The 19,903-nt window shown below is 58.6% G+C and carries 21 protein-coding genes and 1 pseudogene; 10 read left to right on the top strand and 12 right to left on the bottom strand.

The genetic code is table 11. The features are described 5' to 3' along the window. Nucleotides 1-7: 7 nt before the first annotated feature. The 4 genes from hemC to FJ145_22840 all read right to left on the bottom strand — a co-directional run bounded on the left by hemC (nucleotide 8) and on the right by FJ145_22840 (nucleotide 4,393). Complete coding sequence (gene hemC, locus FJ145_22855; GenBank protein ID MBM4264250.1) at nucleotides 8-916, bottom strand: hydroxymethylbilane synthase; 909 nt, start codon at nucleotides 914-916, stop codon at nucleotides 8-10. Beyond that, on the bottom strand, nucleotides 913-2,172 hold the full coding sequence (locus FJ145_22850; GenBank protein MBM4264249.1) for a glutamyl-tRNA reductase: 1,260 nt from the start codon (nucleotides 2,170-2,172) through the stop codon (nucleotides 913-915). Before FJ145_22850 ends, hemC begins: the two co-directional genes overlap by 4 nt. A 29-nt stretch (nucleotides 2,173-2,201) precedes the next feature. Continuing rightward, nucleotides 2,202-3,023: a c-type cytochrome biogenesis protein CcsB gene (locus FJ145_22845; GenBank protein MBM4264248.1), complete on the bottom strand. Its 822-nt coding sequence runs from the start codon at nucleotides 3,021-3,023 to the stop codon at nucleotides 2,202-2,204. Between the two features lie 116 nt (nucleotides 3,024-3,139). Then, on the bottom strand, nucleotides 3,140-4,393 hold the full coding sequence (locus FJ145_22840) for a hypothetical protein (protein ID MBM4264247.1): 1,254 nt from the start codon (nucleotides 4,391-4,393) through the stop codon (nucleotides 3,140-3,142). A gap of 158 nt (nucleotides 4,394-4,551) precedes the next feature. Between FJ145_22840 and FJ145_22835 the strand changes: the two genes are divergently transcribed. The 3 genes from FJ145_22835 to FJ145_22825 are packed head-to-tail and all read left to right on the top strand — an operon-like array spanning nucleotide 4,552 to nucleotide 7,785. Then, nucleotides 4,552-6,075, top strand: a complete 1,524-nt coding sequence (locus FJ145_22835; protein ID MBM4264246.1) for an ABC transporter substrate-binding protein — start codon at nucleotides 4,552-4,554, stop codon at nucleotides 6,073-6,075. Beyond that, a complete protein-coding gene (locus tag FJ145_22830) occupies nucleotides 6,072-6,995 on the top strand; it encodes an ABC transporter permease (GenBank protein ID MBM4264245.1) in 924 nt (307 codons plus the stop codon). Before FJ145_22835 ends, FJ145_22830 begins: the two co-directional genes overlap by 4 nt. Then, a complete protein-coding gene (locus tag FJ145_22825) occupies nucleotides 6,985-7,785 on the top strand; it encodes an ABC transporter permease (protein MBM4264244.1) in 801 nt (266 codons plus the stop codon). Before FJ145_22830 ends, FJ145_22825 begins: the two co-directional genes overlap by 11 nt. 427 nt (nucleotides 7,786-8,212) lie before the next feature. Here the strand turns inward: FJ145_22825 and FJ145_22820 are convergent, their stop codons facing one another. Both FJ145_22820 and FJ145_22815 read right to left on the bottom strand, forming a co-directional pair. Next, nucleotides 8,213-8,629, bottom strand: coding sequence for a hypothetical protein (locus tag FJ145_22820; protein MBM4264243.1), 417 nt, complete (start codon nucleotides 8,627-8,629; stop codon nucleotides 8,213-8,215). Nucleotides 8,630-8,638: 9 nt separating this feature from the next. Further along, nucleotides 8,639-8,947 (bottom strand): hypothetical protein, encoded by a 309-nt coding sequence (locus FJ145_22815; protein ID MBM4264242.1) that lies wholly within the window; start codon nucleotides 8,945-8,947, stop codon nucleotides 8,639-8,641. A gap of 3 nt (nucleotides 8,948-8,950) precedes the next feature. Between FJ145_22815 and FJ145_22810 the strand changes: the two are divergent. The 3 genes and pseudogenes from FJ145_22810 to FJ145_22800 all read left to right on the top strand — a co-directional run bounded on the left by FJ145_22810 (nucleotide 8,951) and on the right by FJ145_22800 (nucleotide 10,906). Further along, nucleotides 8,951-9,031: pseudogene (locus tag FJ145_22810) on the top strand (ABC transporter permease). A 222-nt stretch (nucleotides 9,032-9,253) separates the two neighbouring features. After that, nucleotides 9,254-9,736 (top strand): glutathione S-transferase family protein, encoded by a 483-nt coding sequence (locus tag FJ145_22805; GenBank protein ID MBM4264241.1) that lies wholly within the window; start codon nucleotides 9,254-9,256, stop codon nucleotides 9,734-9,736. A gap of 114 nt (nucleotides 9,737-9,850) precedes the next feature. Next, a complete protein-coding gene (locus FJ145_22800) occupies nucleotides 9,851-10,906 on the top strand; it encodes an ornithine cyclodeaminase family protein (protein ID MBM4264240.1) in 1,056 nt (351 codons plus the stop codon). Between the two features lie 21 nt (nucleotides 10,907-10,927). Here the strand turns inward: FJ145_22800 and FJ145_22795 are convergent, their stop codons facing one another. Next, nucleotides 10,928-11,722: a class I SAM-dependent methyltransferase gene (locus FJ145_22795; protein ID MBM4264239.1), complete on the bottom strand. Its 795-nt coding sequence runs from the start codon at nucleotides 11,720-11,722 to the stop codon at nucleotides 10,928-10,930. A 108-nt stretch (nucleotides 11,723-11,830) separates the two neighbouring features. Then, entirely contained in the window at nucleotides 11,831-13,258 is a 1,428-nt protein-coding gene (locus FJ145_22790) for an MFS transporter (GenBank protein ID MBM4264238.1), read from the bottom strand. 71 nt (nucleotides 13,259-13,329) lie between these two features. Here FJ145_22790 and FJ145_22785 point away from each other — a divergent pair, with 71 nt between their 5' ends. Together FJ145_22785 and FJ145_22780 are read left to right on the top strand one after the other, a co-directional pair. Continuing rightward, nucleotides 13,330-14,145 (top strand): carbon-nitrogen hydrolase family protein, encoded by an 816-nt coding sequence (locus FJ145_22785; GenBank protein MBM4264237.1) that lies wholly within the window; start codon nucleotides 13,330-13,332, stop codon nucleotides 14,143-14,145. A 6-nt stretch (nucleotides 14,146-14,151) separates the two neighbouring features. Further along, complete coding sequence (locus tag FJ145_22780; protein MBM4264236.1) at nucleotides 14,152-14,781, top strand: class I SAM-dependent methyltransferase; 630 nt, start codon at nucleotides 14,152-14,154, stop codon at nucleotides 14,779-14,781. A 125-nt stretch (nucleotides 14,782-14,906) separates the two neighbouring features. Here FJ145_22780 and FJ145_22775 read toward each other — a convergent pair whose 3' ends face one another. Together FJ145_22775 and FJ145_22770 are read right to left on the bottom strand one after the other, a co-directional pair. Next, nucleotides 14,907-15,929 (bottom strand): amidohydrolase, encoded by a 1,023-nt coding sequence (locus FJ145_22775; protein ID MBM4264235.1) that lies wholly within the window; start codon nucleotides 15,927-15,929, stop codon nucleotides 14,907-14,909. Between the two features lie 27 nt (nucleotides 15,930-15,956). Next, nucleotides 15,957-16,799 (bottom strand): VOC family protein, encoded by an 843-nt coding sequence (locus FJ145_22770; protein MBM4264234.1) that lies wholly within the window; start codon nucleotides 16,797-16,799, stop codon nucleotides 15,957-15,959. Nucleotides 16,800-16,914: 115 nt separating this feature from the next. Between FJ145_22770 and FJ145_22765 the strand changes: the two genes are divergently transcribed. Further along, nucleotides 16,915-17,277, top strand: a complete 363-nt coding sequence (locus FJ145_22765; protein ID MBM4264233.1) for a cupin domain-containing protein — start codon at nucleotides 16,915-16,917, stop codon at nucleotides 17,275-17,277. Nucleotides 17,278-17,345: 68 nt separating this feature from the next. Then, on the top strand, nucleotides 17,346-17,699 hold the full coding sequence (locus tag FJ145_22760) for a hypothetical protein (protein MBM4264232.1): 354 nt from the start codon (nucleotides 17,346-17,348) through the stop codon (nucleotides 17,697-17,699). Between the two features lie 61 nt (nucleotides 17,700-17,760). Here the strand turns inward: FJ145_22760 and FJ145_22755 are convergent, their stop codons facing one another. Next, on the bottom strand, nucleotides 17,761-18,225 hold the full coding sequence (locus FJ145_22755) for a hemerythrin domain-containing protein (protein MBM4264231.1): 465 nt from the start codon (nucleotides 18,223-18,225) through the stop codon (nucleotides 17,761-17,763). Beyond that, nucleotides 18,222-19,397 carry a CoA transferase gene (locus FJ145_22750; GenBank protein MBM4264230.1) on the bottom strand — a complete coding sequence of 392 codons (1,176 nt, stop codon included), beginning with the start codon at nucleotides 19,395-19,397 and terminating at the stop codon, nucleotides 18,222-18,224. The genes FJ145_22755 and FJ145_22750 overlap by 4 nt, the downstream gene beginning before the upstream one ends. Nucleotides 19,398-19,903 lie beyond the last annotated feature (506 nt).

Below are 19,903 nucleotides of genomic sequence, written 5' to 3'. Positions count from 1 at the left end.
CAAACTGTTAAACTGCGGCGAGAATTTTCGCCGCCCCTTCGGCCAACAATTTTTCGCCAAGCTGCTCGCCAAGTTTTTCGGCACCATCGATAGGCCCCGAAAGCTCGCCGCGATGAAGCAACTGGCCATCGGGCTGGGCGACAATACCGAGCAAAATTAGCTGGCGGTCCGTAATAACCGCATGCCCGCCCACCGGCAGATGGCAGCCACCGCTCAAACGCCTCAGGAAAGCGCGCTCAGCCCGCACACAAGTATGCGTTGCAGCGTGATTGAGAAAACTAAGCACTTGCCTGAGCGGGCTATCGGCGCGCGCTTCGATGCCCAAAGCCCCTTGGGCCACGGCGCTCACACAAACGCTGGCGTCGAGATATTCCGTGATACGCGCCTGCCGGCCAATTCTCTTTAAACCCGCCGCTGCCATCACCAGCCCGTCAACTGCGCCGGCGTCGAGTTTTTTTAGTCGCGTGTCGACGTTGCCGCGCAAATTGACAACCGAAATATCCGGTCGGTAATGCAGCAGCTGGGCGCGCCGGCGCAGGCTCGAGGTGCCGAGCTTCGCCCCGGACGCCAGCTCGGCCAGGCGCGCGCCCTTCGACGTAACCAATACATCGCGCGCGTCTTCGCGCTCCGGCACAGCGATGATCGCCAATCCGTCAGGCAACTCAGTCGGCAGATCCTTCATCGAATGGACCGCCAAATCGATTTCGTTGTTGAGCAGCGCATCTTCGATCTCTTTGGTAAAGACGCCTTTGCTGCCAATGTTTTGAATCGCCGTGTCGACAAAGCGGTCGCCACTGGTCTTGATGATCGACAGCTCGACCACGTTGTCGCCGCGCGCTTCGATCTGCGCTTTCACCCAGTTGGCTTGCGCCAACGCCAGGGTGCTGCCGCGGGTGCCGAGCCGGATACGGCTCACTTTTCCTCCAGGTTGAAAAGCTTCTTCAGCGCCGCGACGTAGAGCAGGCTTTCGTCGTCATCGCTGCGCCCGTTATTTTTCAAGTGCGCGGTCGGCCCATGGAGCATCTTGTTGATCATCGCCGCGGTCATATCTTCGACGGCTTTCTTTTGCTCTTCGGAGAGCCCCTTCAGACTGCCAGCTAGGGATTTCTCGATTTCGCCGCGGCGAATGTCATCAAACCGTTGGCGCAGCGCGGTAATCGTCGGCACCTGTTCCAATGACTCGATCCAACGGCCGAAGCTCTGCACTTCTTCTAAGACGATGCCCTCAGCTTTTTGCGCTTCGTTGGCACGCTCCTGGAGATTTTCTTCGGAAACCGTTTTGAGATCATCGATGTTGTAAAGATAAACGTTGTCGAGATCGTTGATGCGACTATCGAAGTTGCGCCGGTCGCCGATGTCGATAAAAAACATCGCCTTGTATTTGCGTTCTTTCAAAACGCGCTCGACCGCATGAACGTCAAGCAACACGTCCGGCGCGCCGGTGCAACCGATCACCAGATCAGCCATCTTCAAGTAACGCGGGAAATCTTCAAAGCGGATCGGATTGCCGCGCATGCGCTCGGCCAGCTCCACCGCTCGTTCAAACGTGCGGTTGGTGACCATCAAGTTTTGCACACCGTTGTTTTGCAGCTGGCGCGCCATCAGGTCACCCATCTTACCGGCGCCGATCAGCATCACAGCCTTGTCATCGAGCCGATCGAAGATACGTCTGGCCAAATCAAGCGCCACCGAGCTCACCGACACCGCGCGGCTTGCGATACCGGTCTCCGTGCGCACGCGCTTGGCCACCGAAAACGAACGATGAAACAACCGGTGCAACAGCGTTCCCACCGTGCCGGCCTTTTGCGCGACGTCGTAATACTCCTTCAACTGACCGAGTATTTGCGGCTCACCGACAACCATCGAGTCAAGACTAGCCGCCACCCGAAACAGATGACGCACCGCGTCGGGCCCGAGGTAGGTGTAAACATGCTCGTCGAGATCGCCGGCGTGGCGCCGGGCTTTTTGATCGGCAAGAAACGATTTGATTGCCGTCGAGGCCAACCGGCCATCGGACGCGGCAGCGACCACTTCAACTCGATTGCAAGTGGAAAGAATCACGCCTTCTTCGATAGTCGGATAACTGCGCAGGCGCGTCAGCGCGTCGTTGACGTAGGCTTCTTCGAAGGCCACGCTTTCGCGCACCTCGATGGGGGCGCTGCGATGGTTCATGCCGACAATGACGATCTCTTTATGCACGGCTATTCAAACTTTCCGCCGTGACGACTGGGGAAAAGTGCGTCACCGATCAAGAAATAACCGAGCACCACGAAGAACCCGACCATCGTGAGCAGCGCGGCCTTCTTGCCACGCAACCCGGCGGTGATCCGGCCGTGCAAAAGCGCACCGTAAAACATCCAAACCAGACCCGAGGCAATTTGCCGCGGCTCCCAGGACCAATACTGCCCCCAATGGGCCCCGGCCCACAGACTGCCCGTGACGATGCCGAGCGTCATCAGCGGAAATCCCCAGACCAGCAAGACGTAGTTCAACCGGTCGAGGGTCTCGAGGGCCGGAAAGCGCTTCATGAATGAGGTAAATTTTTTCTGCTTAAGCTTATGTTCCTGCAAGAGATAAATCAGACTGACAGCGAATGCGACGGCGAACGCCGCGTTGCCGAGAAACGCCAGAGTGACATGCACCGGCAGCCAATAGGTCTGCAGCGCTGGCGGCAGCTGCTCGCCGCCTCTGCCAAAGGCAAAGGCCGCCAGGGTCATGAGCAAAGCCAAAGGCGCGATGATCGCACCCAGCACCGTCAGGTGGTATTTGATCTGCACGATCAAGTAGCTGGCCACCATCAACCAGCAATACACCGTTACCGCCTCACGAAACTGCGCGACGTTGAGATAGCCGGCGAGAAAAAAGTGAGCCGCCAGCGCCGCGCTGTGGAACAGGAAACCAACAAACAAAATCCACGGCGAACGCTTTGAGATGGAAGTGTTGGGCGAGAACAAATAGGTGATAAAACTCGCCGCCGCAATCAGGTAAACCAATGCGGCCAGCTTGAGCAGCCAAACGTCCATAGAGTGAGGTTATTATAGGGCAATGTTCGCCGCCTTCAAGCGCAAATAGCCGGCGGCGCACAAAATTGCGAGCATGCGCGACGGGAAATTGACGTCCGCCAGGAAGCCGCCATCGCTTAGCCGGCCGGCACCACTGTGTCGCGCCGCCTGGCGATTTTAAGCCGCGGCGCAGCCGCGCCGGCGCGCTCGACGCTGGCTTTGCTCACCTTCGACGGCTTCGCCGCTGCCAAGCGCACTTTCGCCGGCGCTTTGGCGCTCGCGGGCTTGCTCGCGGCCGTTGCGGGCGCAGCAACTACAACTGTGGGTTTTTTTTCCTTGCGGCTGTCGGCTGCGCGGCGCTGCGCGATGATAAAGCTGTCGTATTTGTCGGCTGGCAAGTTGATCCGTTGACCGGCGGCGAGTTGTTTTAGCCCGGGTGCAAGCGCCGGGTTCCAGCCATAGAAATCTTTGGCGGTGATCGCCGCCGGCTTCAACATCGCTTCAACGCTGGTTGTGTGGCTGACGGTCCATTCGCGCAGCACCAGCGGCGGCTGCATGCGCAGAAAGGGAAAATAGCGCTCGCTGTTCTTGGCCAGGTACACCACCGCGAGAAATTCTGCGTAGAAATTCTGCGAGGCGAAACCGAAACGATCCGACTTGTAGCGGCGAATGATATCGACCAGATTGCGCGAGCCGGTCACCTGGATGGCGCGAAACAACCCTTCGGTGCCGTGATTGTAGGCGGTGATCGCCAGCGGCCAGCTGCCGAGAATTTGATAGTTTTCCTTGAGTAGTTTGGCGGCAGCACGCGTCGAGGCGATCGGGTCCAAACGCTCGTCGACGGTGTTATCGATGCGCAAAAACTTTCGCCCGGTCTCGGGCATGAACTGCCAAATACCGGCGGCACCGACGGGCGAACGGGCGCGCAGATTGAAGAACGATTCCACCAGCGGCAAATAAGCTAGGTCGGTGGGCAGCTCCTGGTCGCGAAAGATTTTCTTCATCTCCGGCAAGTAGCGGCCGCCGGCGCGCAGGCCCGCGAGAAACTGGTCTTTAGCGCCCCTTTGGGTGCGCAGCCGGCCCATCTCTTCATCCAAATCGTGGTCGGCGAGCACGCGCCGCCGCTCTTTTTCTAGTGCCGCCCGCCCCGCCGGTGAATCGCTGATTTTCAGGGTCGAATAGATCGTCGCTTGATCGAAGGGGTCAAAGAACAGCACGGTCTTGGAATCGTACTTGCCAAACACCTGCTGCCAAAACTCGACGCTTTTTTCCAGGCCGCTGGGCGCTACCAGACCGCTTTCTGCTGCCACCCCATGGGAGACCTGGCGCAAGAGAGCGATCAGAAAGCTCAGCGCCAACACACCCGTGCGGTGACAATTCCGGAGGAGCATATGGGGTTGGAAAATTGACCCATAGTAGCAAACCGGCTATCTTCAGTCAAAATTTTCCGCGGAGGTGAAGAACGGCCGGAACCTGCTTCGACAATGCGTTGGTCCGGAGACCTGTCGAAGGATTCCGAAGCGTCCTTCAGCTCTGCTGTGGCCTGTCTTTGCAACTCATTCTGCTCCTACTGTTTTTTTTGCTCGCCCTAAGCGGCTGCCGCGGCTCGTCGGCGCAACCCCCTCCGGGATACATCACCATCGGCATCGAGAGCTTTCCGCTGCAACTGGACCCACGCTTTGCCACCGATGCCAACTCGTCGCGCGTCGGCGGCTTGATCTACAACGCGCTCTTGCGCGTCGATGAAAAATCGCAGCTGCAGCCCGAGCTGGCGCGCCGCTGGACCATGCCCAATGCGCGCAGCTATCTTTTCGAGCTGCACGAGGGCGTAAAATTCCACGACGGCAGGCTGCTGACGGCGGCCGATGTAAAGTACACCTACGAATCGATCGGCGATGCGAAAAATCTTTCGCCTAAAAGGAGCCTGCTAAAGGCGCTGGCAGGCATCGACGTTCTCGACTCGCACACGATTCGTTTTCGTTTGAGCCAGCCGCACGCGCCCTTTCCCGAGCATTTCACCATCGGCGTTGTGCCGGCGGGCACGGCCATCGGTCCGAGCGGCCAGCCGCCGCCCGGCTCCGGCCCGTTCATGTTAGAAAAGATCGACCCCGGCGAGCGCGTGATGCTCAAGGCCAACGCCAACTATTGGGAGAACAGACCGAAGGCTCTCGGCCTGGTATTCAAGTCGATTCCCGATGCCATGGTTCGGGTTTTGGAATTCAAGAAAGGCAGCATCGATTTTTTGCAAAACGACATCGAGCCGGAGGTCATCCCTTGGCTCGCCAAGCAGGAAAATGCCTCGCTCCAAGCCAACCAGGGGACGACGTTTCAATACATCGGCATCAACTGCAGTCAGCCGATTTTGCGCGATGCGCGAGTGCGCCGGGCGCTTGCCCATGCCATCGACCGCGACGCGATCATCCGCCATTTGCTCAACGGCACTGGCGTCGCCGCCAGCGGGCTGCTTTCGCCGCTCAACTGGGCCTACAACGATCAAGTGCCAGGTTGGCCCCGCGATCGAGCCAAAGCGAAACTGTTGCTCGACCAGGCGGGCTATCCCGACCCTGACGGCGACGGCCCCCGGCCGCGCTTTCGTCTGTCCTACAAGACCACCAACATCGATTTGCGCCGGCGCATCGCCGAGGCGTTGAAAGAACAGCTGGCGCAAGTGGGCATCGAGCTAGAAATACGCACCTACGAATGGGGCACGTTTTTTAGCGACGTCAAGAAAGGCAACTTTCACCTGTTCTCACTGGCCTGGGTGGGCATTCACGATCCCGATATTTACTACCAACTTTTTCACTCGGCGAGCTTTCCACCCAACGGCGACAACCGCGGTCGCTACAGCAATGCTCAGCTCGACGCGCTGCTCGAAGATGGCAGGACGACAACCGACCTATTTACACGCAGAAAAATCTACGGCCAAGTGCAACAGATTCTTGCCAGCGAGCTGCCCTACATTCCGCTGTGGTGGGTCAAAAATGTCGTCGCGCACAAACGCAACTTGCAAGGATTCGTCCCTTACCCCGACGGCAGCTTTGTGTCATTCAAGCAAGTGTCGGTAACCCCGTGAGACGCTACCTGCTGCATCGTTTGCTGCTGCTTGTGCCGACGCTATTGGGCGCCATCACGCTGGTGTTCTTTTTGATTCACCTGGTCCCGGGCGATCCCGTCGAAGTCATGCTCGGCGAAACCGCCAGCGGCGCCGACAAAGCAGAGCTGCGCCGCGCCCTCGGTCTCGACCAGCCGCTCTTCGCGCAGTACGGCAATTTTCTACTCGGATTGCTGCAGGGCGACCTTGGGCGATCGCTCTATGAGCAAGCGAGCGTCGGCCAACTGATCGCGGCTCGCTTGCCTGCGACCGTTGAGCTGACGGCCTTCGCGATGCTAATGGCAGTGGTAATCTCATTTCCACTCGCCATCGGCGCGGCGATGAACAAGGGAAAGATCAACGACCGTGCCGCCCTGACTTTTTCCCTGCTCGGCCTGTCCATGCCCAACTTTTGGCTCGGCCCGCTCTTGATGATCGTGTTTGCCATTCAACTGGGCTGGCTGCCGGTATCGGGCCGAGGCGCATTGACATCGATCGTCTTGCCGGCCCTGACACTCGGGCTCGGCATGGCTGCCATCCTCACGCGCATCCTGCGCGCCAGTTTGCTCCAGGTGATCGACGCCGATTACGTCCGCACGGCTCGCGCCAAAGGCCTAAAAGAACAACTTGTTTGGCTCAAACATACGCTGCGCAATGCGCTGCTCTCGGTGATCACGATCATGAGCCTGCAATTCGGCAGCTTGCTCGCCGGCTCGATCATCACCGAGACAGTCTTCGCCTGGCCCGGCATTGGACGGCTGACCGTGCAGGCGATCCAAACCCGCGATTATCCGGTGGTGCAGGGTTGTGTGTTGGTGATTGCGCTCTCCTACGTTCTGGTCAATCTGCTGACCGACTTACTCTACCGCGTCGTCGATCCACGGATTAGCTATGACAAGTAGAACTTGGTTGATCAGTGGCGCGGCGATTTTATTACTGCTCGCCGCCAGCGCGCTGTTCGCTCCGCTGTTGGCGCCCTATCCACCGACCCGGCAACAACTCGACCGCGATTTGATCAGCTATTCCAGCGACCACCCATTGGGCACCGACAAGCTTGGCCGCGACATCTTGAGTCGGGTGATTTACGGCGGTCGCATCTCTTTGACGGTGGGCATCGCCACGGTGACCATCTCGCTCACCATCGGGCTCTGCCTCGGCGCCTTGGCGGGCTATCTTGGCGGCTGGGTCGATCTGGCCGTTATGCGGGTGGTCGACATCCTGCTAGCGTTTCCCGGCATTCTCCTCGCCATCGCGTTTACCGCGGTATTGGGACCTGGCCTGCAGCATGTGATTCTCGCTCTTTGTTTAATTGGCTGGACCGGCTACGCCCGGCTGGTGCGTGGCGAAATCCTTGCGCTGCGTGAGCGCGAGTTTATTCAAGCAGCGCAAGCCCTCGGCGGGGCACCACGACGAATCATTTTTCGCCATCTGCTCCCCAACCTGCTGCCGCCGCTGATGATCCAAGCGACCTTCGGCCTTGCCGCCGCCATCGTTGCCGAAGGCAGTCTAAGTTTTCTCGGCCTCGGTGTGGAACCGCCAACGCCTTCATGGGGATCCATGCTCAATGACGGCCGACAATTTCTGCTCGTCGCGCCGCACCTGACCACTTACCCCGGACTGGCGATCATGATTACCGTCTTGGCGCTGAATCTGGTGGGCGACGGCCTCCAGGAGCGGCTCGGCAGCCGCTAGTTAAGTATAAGAGATTCAAACCATCTTTTTCCCTGGCCGGAAATATATCGCTGAGATTTGCGGCTTGGCTTCGGTCGGCTTGGGCCGCGCAGCGCTCGGCAGCGCGCGAAGTGTTCTGTATCGCCCCTCGGAGCGAGCGGCTGCGTCGGCTTGCATTGGCAGGCGGTTTTTGGCTGTCAGATGGTCTGGAACAGATCGACTCGACGAGCCGGCGCGCGCGGCGGGACGCGGGTCGGCAGGCCCAGATGGGAGAGGATCTTCTCAGTCACCGGCGGATCTTCGATCGCCGGCCTTCGACGATGCTCAGGACAGGCGATGATCTTCAAATCGCCGCCGCAGTTGGGGCAATGCTCCACGGAGCAACGGGAATCTCTCACCACGGAGCACACGGAGTTCACAGAGGGAAGAGAGAGGGAGTGTGATTTTTTCAAAATAGTTTTTCTCTCTGTCTTTTCCTCTGTGTTCTCCGTGACCTCTGTGGTGTGTTTTCAGAAAGTTTGCACAAGCAGCTCATGACGATATGGGTGGTGCCGTCTTTGTAGGGACTCTTCAGTTGCAGCACGACTTGGCCAGCGCGATTACGTTTGATCCGTTCGTTGGCGAGGGCCGGCCGGTGGATATAGCGGCAGAGCTGCTCGAGTTCTTTACGCTGATCGGCGCGCCAGCGCACCGCTGCGTGCAGGTTAAAGCCGTGCGCGTTGACCTGCAGCTCCGGGGCGGACACCCTGGCTCTGCTCGGCAGGCTTTGCAAGCTCAGCACTTTCTGCCCAGCGCGTGGGCCGAGCGCAATACGATAAGTGCAGGAGGCAACTTGCAGAGCCTTGAGCGCGCCGTCGGTATCCATTTCGGCGAGCTATGTCTGATCTGGTTCTTCGCTGACAGCGCCCAAGCGTGTCAATAGGCGCATGGTGCGCGTGATAATCTTAGCGAGTAAAACTTCCAGCTCTTCCACCGTGGGAGCTGCCGCCTCGTGCAAGACCGGCACGCCGTCGCGGTTTAGGTAGACACCGTCGAGCACCAGGCAATGCAGATGAACATTCAGATTGGCCGCCGAGCCGAAACGCTGGATGAGTGTGACCGCGCCAGTGTTGGCTCGGCTAAGTTTAAAGCCCGCCCGCTTGACCAGAAAGCCGGCATACTGAAAAATACATTCAGTATTCAACGGCTCGGCCTAGCAGCGGCCATCGTCGCCGAAGGCAGCTTGAGTTTTTTGGGCCTCGGCGTCGAGCCGCCGAAGCCATCGTGGGCACAATGCTAAACGAAGGGCGACAGTTCCGTGCTGGCTCTCAATCTAGTCGGAGATGCACTGCGGGAGTGGCTCAACCAACACGAGGTTTGAACCATTTCTGTGAGGGTGATACTTAGGCAGAAACAGGAGGTCACGCCGATGAAACTCTATTCCGCTCACACCTGACCCTACGCGCACAGGACTAGGATTGTCCTGTCTGAGAAGCGCATTCCCTATGACTTGATCGAGGTCGACCTGAAAAATAAACCGAGCGATCTGGTGCAGCAGAATCCCTACGGCAAAGTCCCGGTTCTGGTTGATGATGGAGCGGTGATCTACGAATCCGCGATTATCAACGAATACCTCCAAGAGAAATTCCCCGAGCCGCGGCTTTTGCCGAGCGACTTGGTGGAGCGCTCCAAAGTGAGAATCTGGGTCGACTTCTTCAATAGCCGGGTGCATCCGACAGCGTCCGATCTGCAAAAGCAGCGCGAGCCCGAAAAAGCCCGCGAGCGCATGAAGCAGCATCTCGACACGCTCGAAAAAGAAATGACCGGCCGAGAGTTTCTCGTCGGCAAGCATATGACCTTGGCCGACGTCACCTATATTCCCTTCTACACCCGGCGCCAGCGCTACACGGTCGAGATCAACGCCAACTACCCGAATCTCAAACGTTGGGGGGAAGCGTTGATTGCGCGGCCCGAGGTGGCGAAGACGCTTTAGAGAAAGTATGAAGGCCGAATTATGAAAGCGGAAACGGGGCCGGCGACGTTAGCGTTGTCTCGTCTGGTTAATTCATAATTCCGCTTTCATAATTCATACTTATCCGGAGTTCCCATGTTCCCAACTCTCGTCACCCCCCAAGAGATCCGCGGCATCGTCACCATGTCGGAAGCCGTCGAAGCCGTGCGGCTCGGCTTTCGCGAGTGGGGCGAAAATCCCCAGATCAATGCGCCGCGCCGGCGCATTCACATTCCTACGGGTGTGCGCGTCAGCGTGCATCAGGGCGGCGTGCCGGCGGCGAAAGCGACGGGGCTGATGACCCATTGCGAATGGGTCAAGCCGATGGCGCAGGAGCAGGTCTATCCGCGCCTCAATCACCCCGTCATCGTGCTTTACGATTCCGCCGAAGGCGAACTGAAAGGCATCATCATCGGCGAGATCACCTGCTCGGAGCTGCCCGACAACATCGCGGTCACCGGCCTGCGCACCGCGGCCACCAGCGCGGTGGGAACCGACATTTTAGCGCGGCCCGATGCCAAACGCCTCGGCCTCTTTGGCGCCGCCGGCCAGGCCAAGAATCATCTCCTGGCGCTCATGCAGGTGCGCAAATTGACGGAGGTCAAAGTCTACAGCCGCAATCCGGCCAATCGAAAACAGTTCGCCGATGAGATGGGACCGATCACCAACATCAACATCGTCCCAGTCGATAAACCCGACGACGCCGTGCGCGGCATGGATATTATCCTCGCCGCGACCAACTCGAGCGTGCCGGTGTTCGACGGCCAGCTGCTCGAGCCGGGCCAGCATGTGACGACCATCGTCGGCAGCAACGTCGGCCTGGTCAAAGGCGGCTTCACCGCCGCCAAGCGGCGTGAGATCGACGACGCGACGTTGGCAAAAAGTAACGTGCACGGCATCGTGTCGATCCAACAGGCGGTCCAAGACGAGCAAGCCGATATCTTCGACCCGGTCAACCGCGGCGTCATCAAGTGGGAGCAACTGATCGAGATCGGCTCCATCCTCGCCGGCAACAACGAAGGCCGCACGAGGCTCGACCAGATCACGTTCTACAAGAACAACGCCGGCCAGGGGGTCGCCGATGTGGCGCTGGGGGCCAAGGTGCTGGAAAATATCCTCAAGAAAAAAGCCGGCACCCAGCTAAACGTTTGAAGTTCGCACCAACACACGCCATCAGATCGGGCACACTTTATAGAGCCGCGATGATGACCCGATCATCCGCGCAAGCTGCCGGCGAAAGTCCACGGGAAGTTCGTTTCCCAACAGCGAGTGGCCAGTATAGAAAATGCCCATCGGCCAACTCATGTCGACGCTAAAGCCGTCCTGAGAGAAAAGCTGCCGCCAGCGCGGCTCCGAAAAAGCGATAATCTCGCCGAGAAACGAGCGGCGGCTGCCATCGAGTCTGACCCCGGACTTCACTGCGTAGTATCCGACCAGGCCGCGCGCTATCGCGGGATGGAGAAAACGCGGGATGTGGCCCGCGCGCTTGCCCAGTTTCGGCGCCGGGCAAAAGATCGCCTTGCGCACTCCCACGACCGGGCTAATCACGGTCGTCCACAAACGCCACGCCGGCGTCGGCAAGGAGTGTAAACAATAACCGCCCGGCTTGAGCACGCGGCGCATCTCCCTGTGAAGCTCGCTGAGTCTCGCAACTTGCATGAGAACATGGGATGACACGATGACATCGACACTCAGGCTCGGTAGCGGGAGGTTCACACCATCATAGGCAATCGTGGTAGGCGACCAGTGCTGGCGCCATTCGGACGCGGGGATATCGAGGGCTACGACGGTATGGCCGCTCAACGAAAAGCGCCGCGCCAACCAACCATGACCGGCGCCAAGTTCCAACACCCGCACCGGGGTTGCGCCTAGGAGAGCGACGAACTGTTCGAATTCAAAACCACGGACTTGCGCTAACGCCGCTTCCTGCTGCTGATCAGAGTCTGCCCAAACCCACTGGCGCATCATTGCGCATCACCCATCGCTAACGGGACTTCTATTGTCAACCTATAACACCTGTTGTCAAACTGTCCCAAGACTAGCAGCTTATTCTCCATCCACCATATGCCGAAAGTCTCATTTTCGCCGGTCTGCACCGCGCAGCGCCGAAGCGGCAATCGCGATCGCAGTCATACCGGCAATCACCAGCCATGAGCTCTGAAACGCATTGTTAAAGACCGCGGGATTGTTGGCCCATTCCGTGTAGGGCGGGATGGCGCTGCCGGCCAAGCCGTAGAAATGCAGCCAGCGCAAAAACAACACGCTACCCACGGCGACCCCCATGGCGTTGCCGATATTCGCCGAGGTCAGCGACAAACCGCTCACCGCGCCGATGTAGCGCGGCGCCACGGCTTTGAACATGCCGCTCAGATTGGGCGACTGAAACAGCGACCAGCCTAAACCGAGCAGCATCAGCGGCACCATCACGGCGACGCGTCCGCTGCCGGCGTCGAGCTGCGCGAAACCGACCATGCTTGCCACTGTCACCGCCGCGCCCGCGGTGCAGAGCAGCCGCGAGCCCAAGCGGTCGCCCAGCCAACCGCCGAGCGGCGCGAGAAAGACGATCACCAGGGAGAAAAAGACAATGGTGATGCCGACCTCCGTCGGGGAATAGTGCAGCACGCCTTGGAGATAAAACGGCAGCAGGAAAAACGTCGAGGTATGCGACAAAGTCACGAAGAAATGGCTGACGATGCCGGCCGACAACAGCCGCGTTTTGAACAGCGAAAGATCGAGCAGCGGCGCCGCAGCCTTGCGTTCGAAGTGCAGGAGTAAGGCAAAGGACGTGAGCGCCACCGCAATGGCCGCAAGCGCGTAAAGGCCGAAGCCAGACTTGGCGATTTGCTGCAAGCCGACGATCAAACCGACAACCGAGACGAGCAGCGTGATCATGCCGATCGGATCGATCGAGTAATCGCGCTTCTCGGTCACGGTCTCGGGGAGAATTCGCCACGCCATGTACCCTGCCGCGGCGGCGACGGGCAAGTTCATGAAAAAGATCCAACGCCAACCCACCGTGTCGACAAGAAAACCGCCCACCGACGGCCCGGTGATGTAGCCCAGATGAAACGACATCGACATCATGCCCAGGGCGCGGCCCCGGCCGGCCTCCGAATAGAGCGACGAAGCGATGGCTCGGCCATTGGCCAAGACCAGAGCGCCGCCCACCGCCTCGACCACACGAAAAACGATGATTTGCCAAAGCTGCGGACTGAGGCCGCACAACGCCGAGCCCAAGCCTAACAGCGCAAAGCCCAGCGCATAAATTTTCTTGCGCCCCAGCATATCGCCAAGACGCGCCATGCTCAGCACCAAACCAACGATGGTCAACTGATAGGCCAGCGGTATCCACTGCACCACCGCCATGGAGTCATCAAAGTAGAGCGACAGGGTCGGCAGCGCGACATTAACTGACCGCGAATCGAGCGCGCTGATAAATTGCCCTAAACAAACGTTAGCCAGTGCAAGCCTTTGTAGGCGTGGTGTGATCCGCTGGTCGGCCATGAGAGTTGACGGCGAGTTACCACTTGGATAGCTTGAGTCCCAACGATAATCCAGCGGAAAGCGAATCTACGATGCTCAAAATCGCCATCGCGCAAGTAAAATCTACAACGGATAAGAAGGAAAATTTGCAGGTGGCCCTTGAGCTGATCGGCGCGGCCAAAAAACAAAACGCCGAGCTCATCGTCTTTCCGGAATTCCTGATGGCTTTTTCGCCGGGCAGTCAGAGTGCGTCCGAGCTAAGCCAGATGGCGGAAACGCTAGACGGCGCCTTCATCGCGCCGCTGTGCGATGCCGCAAAGCAGGCGCGTCTTTTCGTCCTGGCGGCGATCTACGAAACCTGCCAAGTCAAAGAGCGCGTCTACGACACCGCGGTTTGGATCGGCTCCGACGGCAAGGTCGCGTCAAGCTATCGAAAGCTCCACCTATACGACGCCTTTGGATTTAAAGAGTCCGACAAATTTCACCCCGGCGCAGAGCTCGGAGCGCAGCTCAAGATCGCCGCGGCCAACATCGGCACGATGATCTGTTACGATCTACGCTTTCCGGAAATGGCGCGCATGTTGGCGCTGCAAGGCGCCAACGTGCTGGTGGCGCCGTCGGGCTGGGTGCAAGGAGATTTGAAGGTCGAGCACTGGCAGACCATGATCAAAGCGCGGGCACTAGAGAACGGTTGCTTCGTGGTTGCGCCCAATCAGGTTGGCAATATCTACACTGGCCACAGCATGGCGGTCGACCCGCTCGGCCGAACACTTGCCGAGCTAGGTGATAGCGAAGGACTGGCCGTCGTCGAAGCGGACCTCGCCCTCGTCGACGAGGTCAGAGAAAAACTGCCTCTCCTAAAGAATCGCCGTGACGACGTTTATCAAAAATACTTATCAAGAAGATAACGCCCCGTGGTAAAACCCGCATCCAAGGTGCGTTTAGCGCGCCATGCCACCGATCATTTCTTGCTGCAGGTCGCCGCGGAAGTGAAACCTGGTGCCATCGTGCTCGACGCCGGCGCCGGCAACTGCAAACACAAGAATTTTTCCCCCCATGCTCGCTATCTTGCGTTCGACATGAAACCGGTCAAAAAGCGCGCCTACGGCGACGTCGACTTGGCCGCCAACCTGTACCATCTGCCGTTTCGCAGCAACAGCATACCAGCGGCGATCAACGTCGACGTGATCGAACATCTAAGGGAGCCCTTGGCGGCACTAAAAGAATTTGCCCGGGTGCTCGAACCGGGGGGCAAGCTTTTTCTCATCGCACCGCAGGGCTGGCAAGAACACGGCATGCCGAACGACTATTTCCGCTTCACCTCATCCGGTATACGCTATCTCAGCGAACAGGCGGGGCTTGAACCGGTATCGATCGCGCCCATGGGCGGGTTTTTCTGGTACTTGGGCCACCGCGTGTCGCTTTCATACCGTTATCTGTTTCCCAACAAGCGGCGCGCGCTCTGGAAAATTCTCGACGCTCCGATCCGTCACCCGGCGCGGCTTTTCTGCGCTTTATCGTTCCTTACGCGTGCTACTATTTAGATCGCCTCGACAAGGGAAAGAGCTTCACGCTCAACTATGGCTGCATTCTACAAAAGCCCCTGACGGCAAAGGTCTGAAAACAGCGCGAGGATAGGCGCGGGCAACCCACCGGCCGCCCCTGCCGCCTATTTGCCGTAAAAACGCCGCGCGTTGTCGCCGAGAATCGCCGCCTTGTGCTCTTTTTTGAGATCCGTGCGCTCGAGAACTTCGTCGATCTCCTCCATGCAGTTAGCGATCGAGATTTCGTGCGGGAAGTCAGAGGCAAACATGAACGGCTTCGGGCCGACCCGTTCGATGGCATAAGCCAACGCCTTTTCGTTGCCTTCGCAGCCGATAAAGATGCGGTCGTCTTTGAAATAATCTTCGGGATGGCGTTTGAGCTTGAGGCCTCCGTACTCGAGCTCGCGTTCCAGACGGTCGATGACCAGCGGTATCCACGCCGTGCCGCCTTCCATAAAACCGACGCGCAGTTTGGGGAAGCGATCGAAGACGCCATCGACGATCATGCCGGTGGCGGCAATCGCCAAGGGGAATGGCATGCCCAGCGCGCGCGTCGCCGGAAACACCGTGTAAGTGTTGAAGCCAAGATTGATATAGCTGCCGCCGTGCACGGCCACGACACAGTTCAACTTTTCCGCCTCTTCGTAGATTGGCCAGAACTCTTCGTGGCTAACGTGGCGAGTTAAACCATTGGACGGAATCATCGCGCCGATGAAACCCAAATCCTTCACCGAGCGGCGCAATTCTTTCACCGCATCGGAAACGTTTTGCATCGGGATCAGCGACACGGCCTGGAACTTGGGGCTGCGCTGCAAGTAACGTTTATGAATATAGTCGTTGTAACCCTGGGCATAGGCGAGCGCCCACTGGGGATAGGCGACATTGCCATAGGCCAAGCCAGCCGTCGGATAGAGCACCGTATAATCGGTGCCGGTCTTGTCGAGAAATTGCAGCCACTCCTCCGGGCCGGTCTTCGGATCGAAAGTTCCCGGCGTGCGCGGCGTGCCATCGGCCGGCGTATGAAAATGGTCCAGACTCGGCAGCCAATTGCGGGTGCCGCGATTGTTCATCGGCGCCCTGACGTACGAGAGAATATCTTCGGCATCTTCCATGACGTGCCCGTCCGCGTCGACATAATTGTTAGCCATAAACTCCTCCTGTGAAAGTTGCTGCCGTTATTGCATACCTTCGGTGATGTACTGAATGACATTGCCGGCCGGATCGTCCATGTAGGTCCCCTGCGTGCCGCCGGCTGTCCGGCCTTTGGCCTCTTCGCCGCGATCGCCATTGGGAATGCCTAGACGATCGAGCTGCGCCAACGCCTCGCGCCATTGCGCCGGCGCGACGTAAAAGCCCAAATGCGGCCCGGGAATCAGCCGGCTCATCGGGTAGCCTTTGGGACCGAACGCCACTTCGGTGAGGAACAATATCTGCCCGCCGCCCATGCGCAGGGTCGCTTGATTCTTTCCAGACTGGGGATCGACGCCGCGGCTGACAAGCGCGAAGCCCAGCACTTGCTCATAGAATTTAATCGAGGCGTCGAGCTTTGGCGCCTCTAACTCCAAATAGCCAACACCAGTCAGACGCTGCGCCCCAGTCGCGCTGCCATTTTTGCTCGGCACATAAATCGCAAAATGATTCCCCGCGGGGTCAGCAAAGAACAATGTCGATAGAGCGAATGAGTGGCTGTGCGGCACCGGCCCCTCGAACTTGAGTTTCCAGCGCTCGAGCACCGCCACTACTTCCTGCAGGCCCTTTGCTGTGGTCGTAAAAGAAAACGTCGGCGCCCCGCGCGTGGTGACAGCCGTGCCGCGTTCTTCTTTCTGCAGATAAACGCCAATGCGCTTTCCGGCCAGGTTGAAAAAAGTGTGCGGCCCGAGCGGCTGCGAGCGCACGTTGAGCCCGTTGCGCCTGGCGATCGCGCCGCCAAAAACCTGGCAATAAAACTCTTCAGCAACCACCACGTCATTGACCGGCACGACGAAATGATCGAAACCCTCGACTAACAATTCACCCACCTCCGGCGCTTTTTACCGGACTATAGGGCGACGCAAACAACCCTGTCAACGACGGCGATAGACTGACTCGGCAAATCTTGATAATGAACCATTCATCGTTCAGTAAGGAGCCAGCATGATTCTATCGAAGAACTCCGACGTCAAAGCGATCACAGTCAAAGCGATTGAAGGCAAACCGATGTATGGCGGCGACTTGCTCGTCAAGCCGCTGATCAAAGGCGACGAAATGACTTTCTTGGAAATTCATTACACGCCCGGCGTCGGCGCGCCGCTGCATGTACACAACCACGAGTCGCTGGCCTACGTCGTCAAAGGCAAAGTCAAAATGACCGTCGGCAAAGAGGAATATATTCTCGGCCCCGGCGATGTCTGCCGCCACCCCAAGGGCGTGCCGCACGGCGTCGAAGGCATCGAAGAGTCGATCGTCGTCGAGATCAAATCGCCGGCGCCGGAGATCGGCAGCTTCCTAGGCATGTAGAGGGAATCCACATTCACCACGAAGGCGCGAAGGACACGAAGTTCGGAAAAGAGATTTAGGAGAGTAACATGGCAGGCAAAGCAAAGTATCTGATGATCGCGAGCATGGACGTCGACGCCGAGCATGACGCGATCTTCAATGAAGTCTACGACAAAGAACATGTGCCCAATCTGTTGAAAGTCCCCGGCGTGCTCGGTGTCTCGCGTTACAAACGCGGCACGTTGACCATGAACATCGGCGGCGAGAGAAAGACCATCGAGATCCCCAACGAGCCGACCTACACGGCGATCTACGAATTGGAAAGCCCGGACGTGCTAACCAGCCCGGCCTGGGACAAAGCGATCGAAGAAGGCCGCTGGCCGGGCCAAGTGCGGCCGCACACGAAGAATCGCCGCCATGTGCTGCTGAAGTTGATGGACTGAACTCAGCTAAAGGCAAAGGGCTAAGCGCAGGGAGCGGGGAGCCAAACCAGAAAGCGGAATGCTACCCTGTTTGTGACAGGAGCCGCTGGATGGCTGAACCTAGCTGCTGTGCTTCGGACTCCCGTGCTTGCGCCTCAAAGAGCGGGAAAAGCTCCCGTTCCTCTTTGCGCACGTGACGCTCAAGCAAATCGCCCAGGTCGAAAATCAATTTCGCCAAGCCCACCCCCGCTGCAATCTTGGCGGCAAACTGGCGCAGCTCTTCGTGCTGGCGCAGCAGTTCATCAATCATGACCGCGCTTGCGGCAATGTGGCTGCGCATCCACGGAAACAGTTCTTGCTCCTCAGCAGCGAAATGCGCCCGCAGATTTTTTTCGTAAAAATCTAGAAACTCTTTGGCCCGTTCCGCCAAACCCACCACACCCATCGGCTTGATCTGACCGAGCGCTTGCTTGCGGCAGCGCAGCGCCAGCGCGAGCGCGTGATGGTGGTCCTGCGACAGCGGAATCAGACTGGGGTGGCGTGTCACACCGCGCCCTTTTCGCGCAGCGTTGCCAGTGCGTTCTGGTCGTAGCCTAGAGCGCCGAGAATTTCCTCGGTGTGTTCACCCAACACCGGTGGCGGCCGGTCGATGCTGGGTGGCGTGCGCGACATATCGACCGCATTGCCCACCAGCTTCATTTTGCCCATCTTGGGGTGCACGACATCTTGTGGAAAACCATAGGTCGCCACCTGCGGGTCGGCGAAAACTTCGTCCAGCGTGTTGATCGGCGCCGCCGGCACATCTTTCTCGATCAACCGGCGCAACCAATCGTCGCGTTTGCCCAGGCGGAAGATCGGGCCGAGATTTTCCACCAGCACATCGTAGTTGTCGATCCGGGCTTTGCGGTTGTTAAATCGGCTATCCTGCGCCCACTCCGGCTTGCCCACGACATCGAAAAGCCCCAACCAGAACTTATCGGGCGATGACATATGCAAAACAAACGGCAGGCCGCCCTGGTCTTCAAAAGCGAACACGCCGGCCGTTGTCGTGCGGTGCTTGCGCCTCGGCACATGACCGTTCTCGAAATAGCGCGCGGCGTTCTCGCTGACAAACGAAACCGAGGCGCGCAAGAGCGACGTCTCCACATGCTGCCCCTGGCCGCTGAGCATGCGGTTCATCAACGCGCCCAACACGCCGTAGCAGGCATACATGCCGGTCAGATGATCCGAGAAAGAAATGCCCATGCCCTGCGGCTTGCCGGGGTCGGTGAGCATACTGAGTAAGCCGCTGCGCGCCTGCCCGATGGTGTCGTAGCCCGGCATGTCGCGATAGGGTCCTTTGGGTCCGAAACCGGAAATCGAACAGTAGACCAACGTCGGATTAATGTCCTTGAAACTGTCGTAGCCCAGGCGGCGTTTATCCAACACACCGGGACGAAAGTTCTGAATGAAAACATCGGCACCGGCAATCAGCTTGAACAACACATCGCGCCCTTCATCGCTGCGAAAATCAACGGTGACGCTTTTCTTGTTGCGGTTAAGACTGCAAAAAGTCGCCGCGTAGTTGCGATCGCCCCAACCGCGAAAGGGATCGCCGCGCTTGGGCTCTTCGACTTTGATGACGTCCGCACCCAAATCGGCCAGCAGCTGCGCGGCAAACGGGCCGGTAACGTAGCTCGCCGCTTCGATGATTTTGATCCCTGAAAGTGCTCCGCTCATGAAACCTCGTGCACGGCTCGAACGAGCCGGCAAAATTGTGATGGGTACTTCCTAACGTCAGCCTCCCGGACAGTCAAGTCTGAGTATGTCCGCAGCCCGGATTGTTCGCCATGTGAAGTCGAACGAAGTGAAAGCCTTCCGGAGCGAAGCCAACAGGCATCGCGTTCACGCCGCGATGTCGGGGCGACCGGCGGTCGCCGGTATTTTACGACTTGCGATGAAAGGGTCGAGGATGATTTTCAAAGCAGCGGCAAACAAAACGAAAGTTTCGCTCTGATGTCTTCGCTGCTCCAGCGTTTCACCTCAATCGACTTCATCACGTGAACAATCCAGGCGCGGGGGTGCGATTCAGCGCACGCCCGGTTAACCCGTTGAGCAGACTAAGAATGGAGAGTGAACAACCACCGCCTAAAAGGCGGTGGCATCGGATAACGGACTGAAAGTCCTGGTTCCGGCTAAGAGCCGGCTCAAAGTCTCCGCCCTCAGGGGCGTTTGTAGACGGCCTT

Source organism: Deltaproteobacteria bacterium (assembly GCA_016874755.1).
In the GTDB taxonomy this organism is placed as follows: Bacteria; Desulfobacterota; Binatia; order UBA9968; family UBA9968; genus DP-20.
The sequence above is the reverse complement of the archived record's forward strand: the minus strand, read 5'-3'. Positions and strand labels throughout refer to the sequence as shown.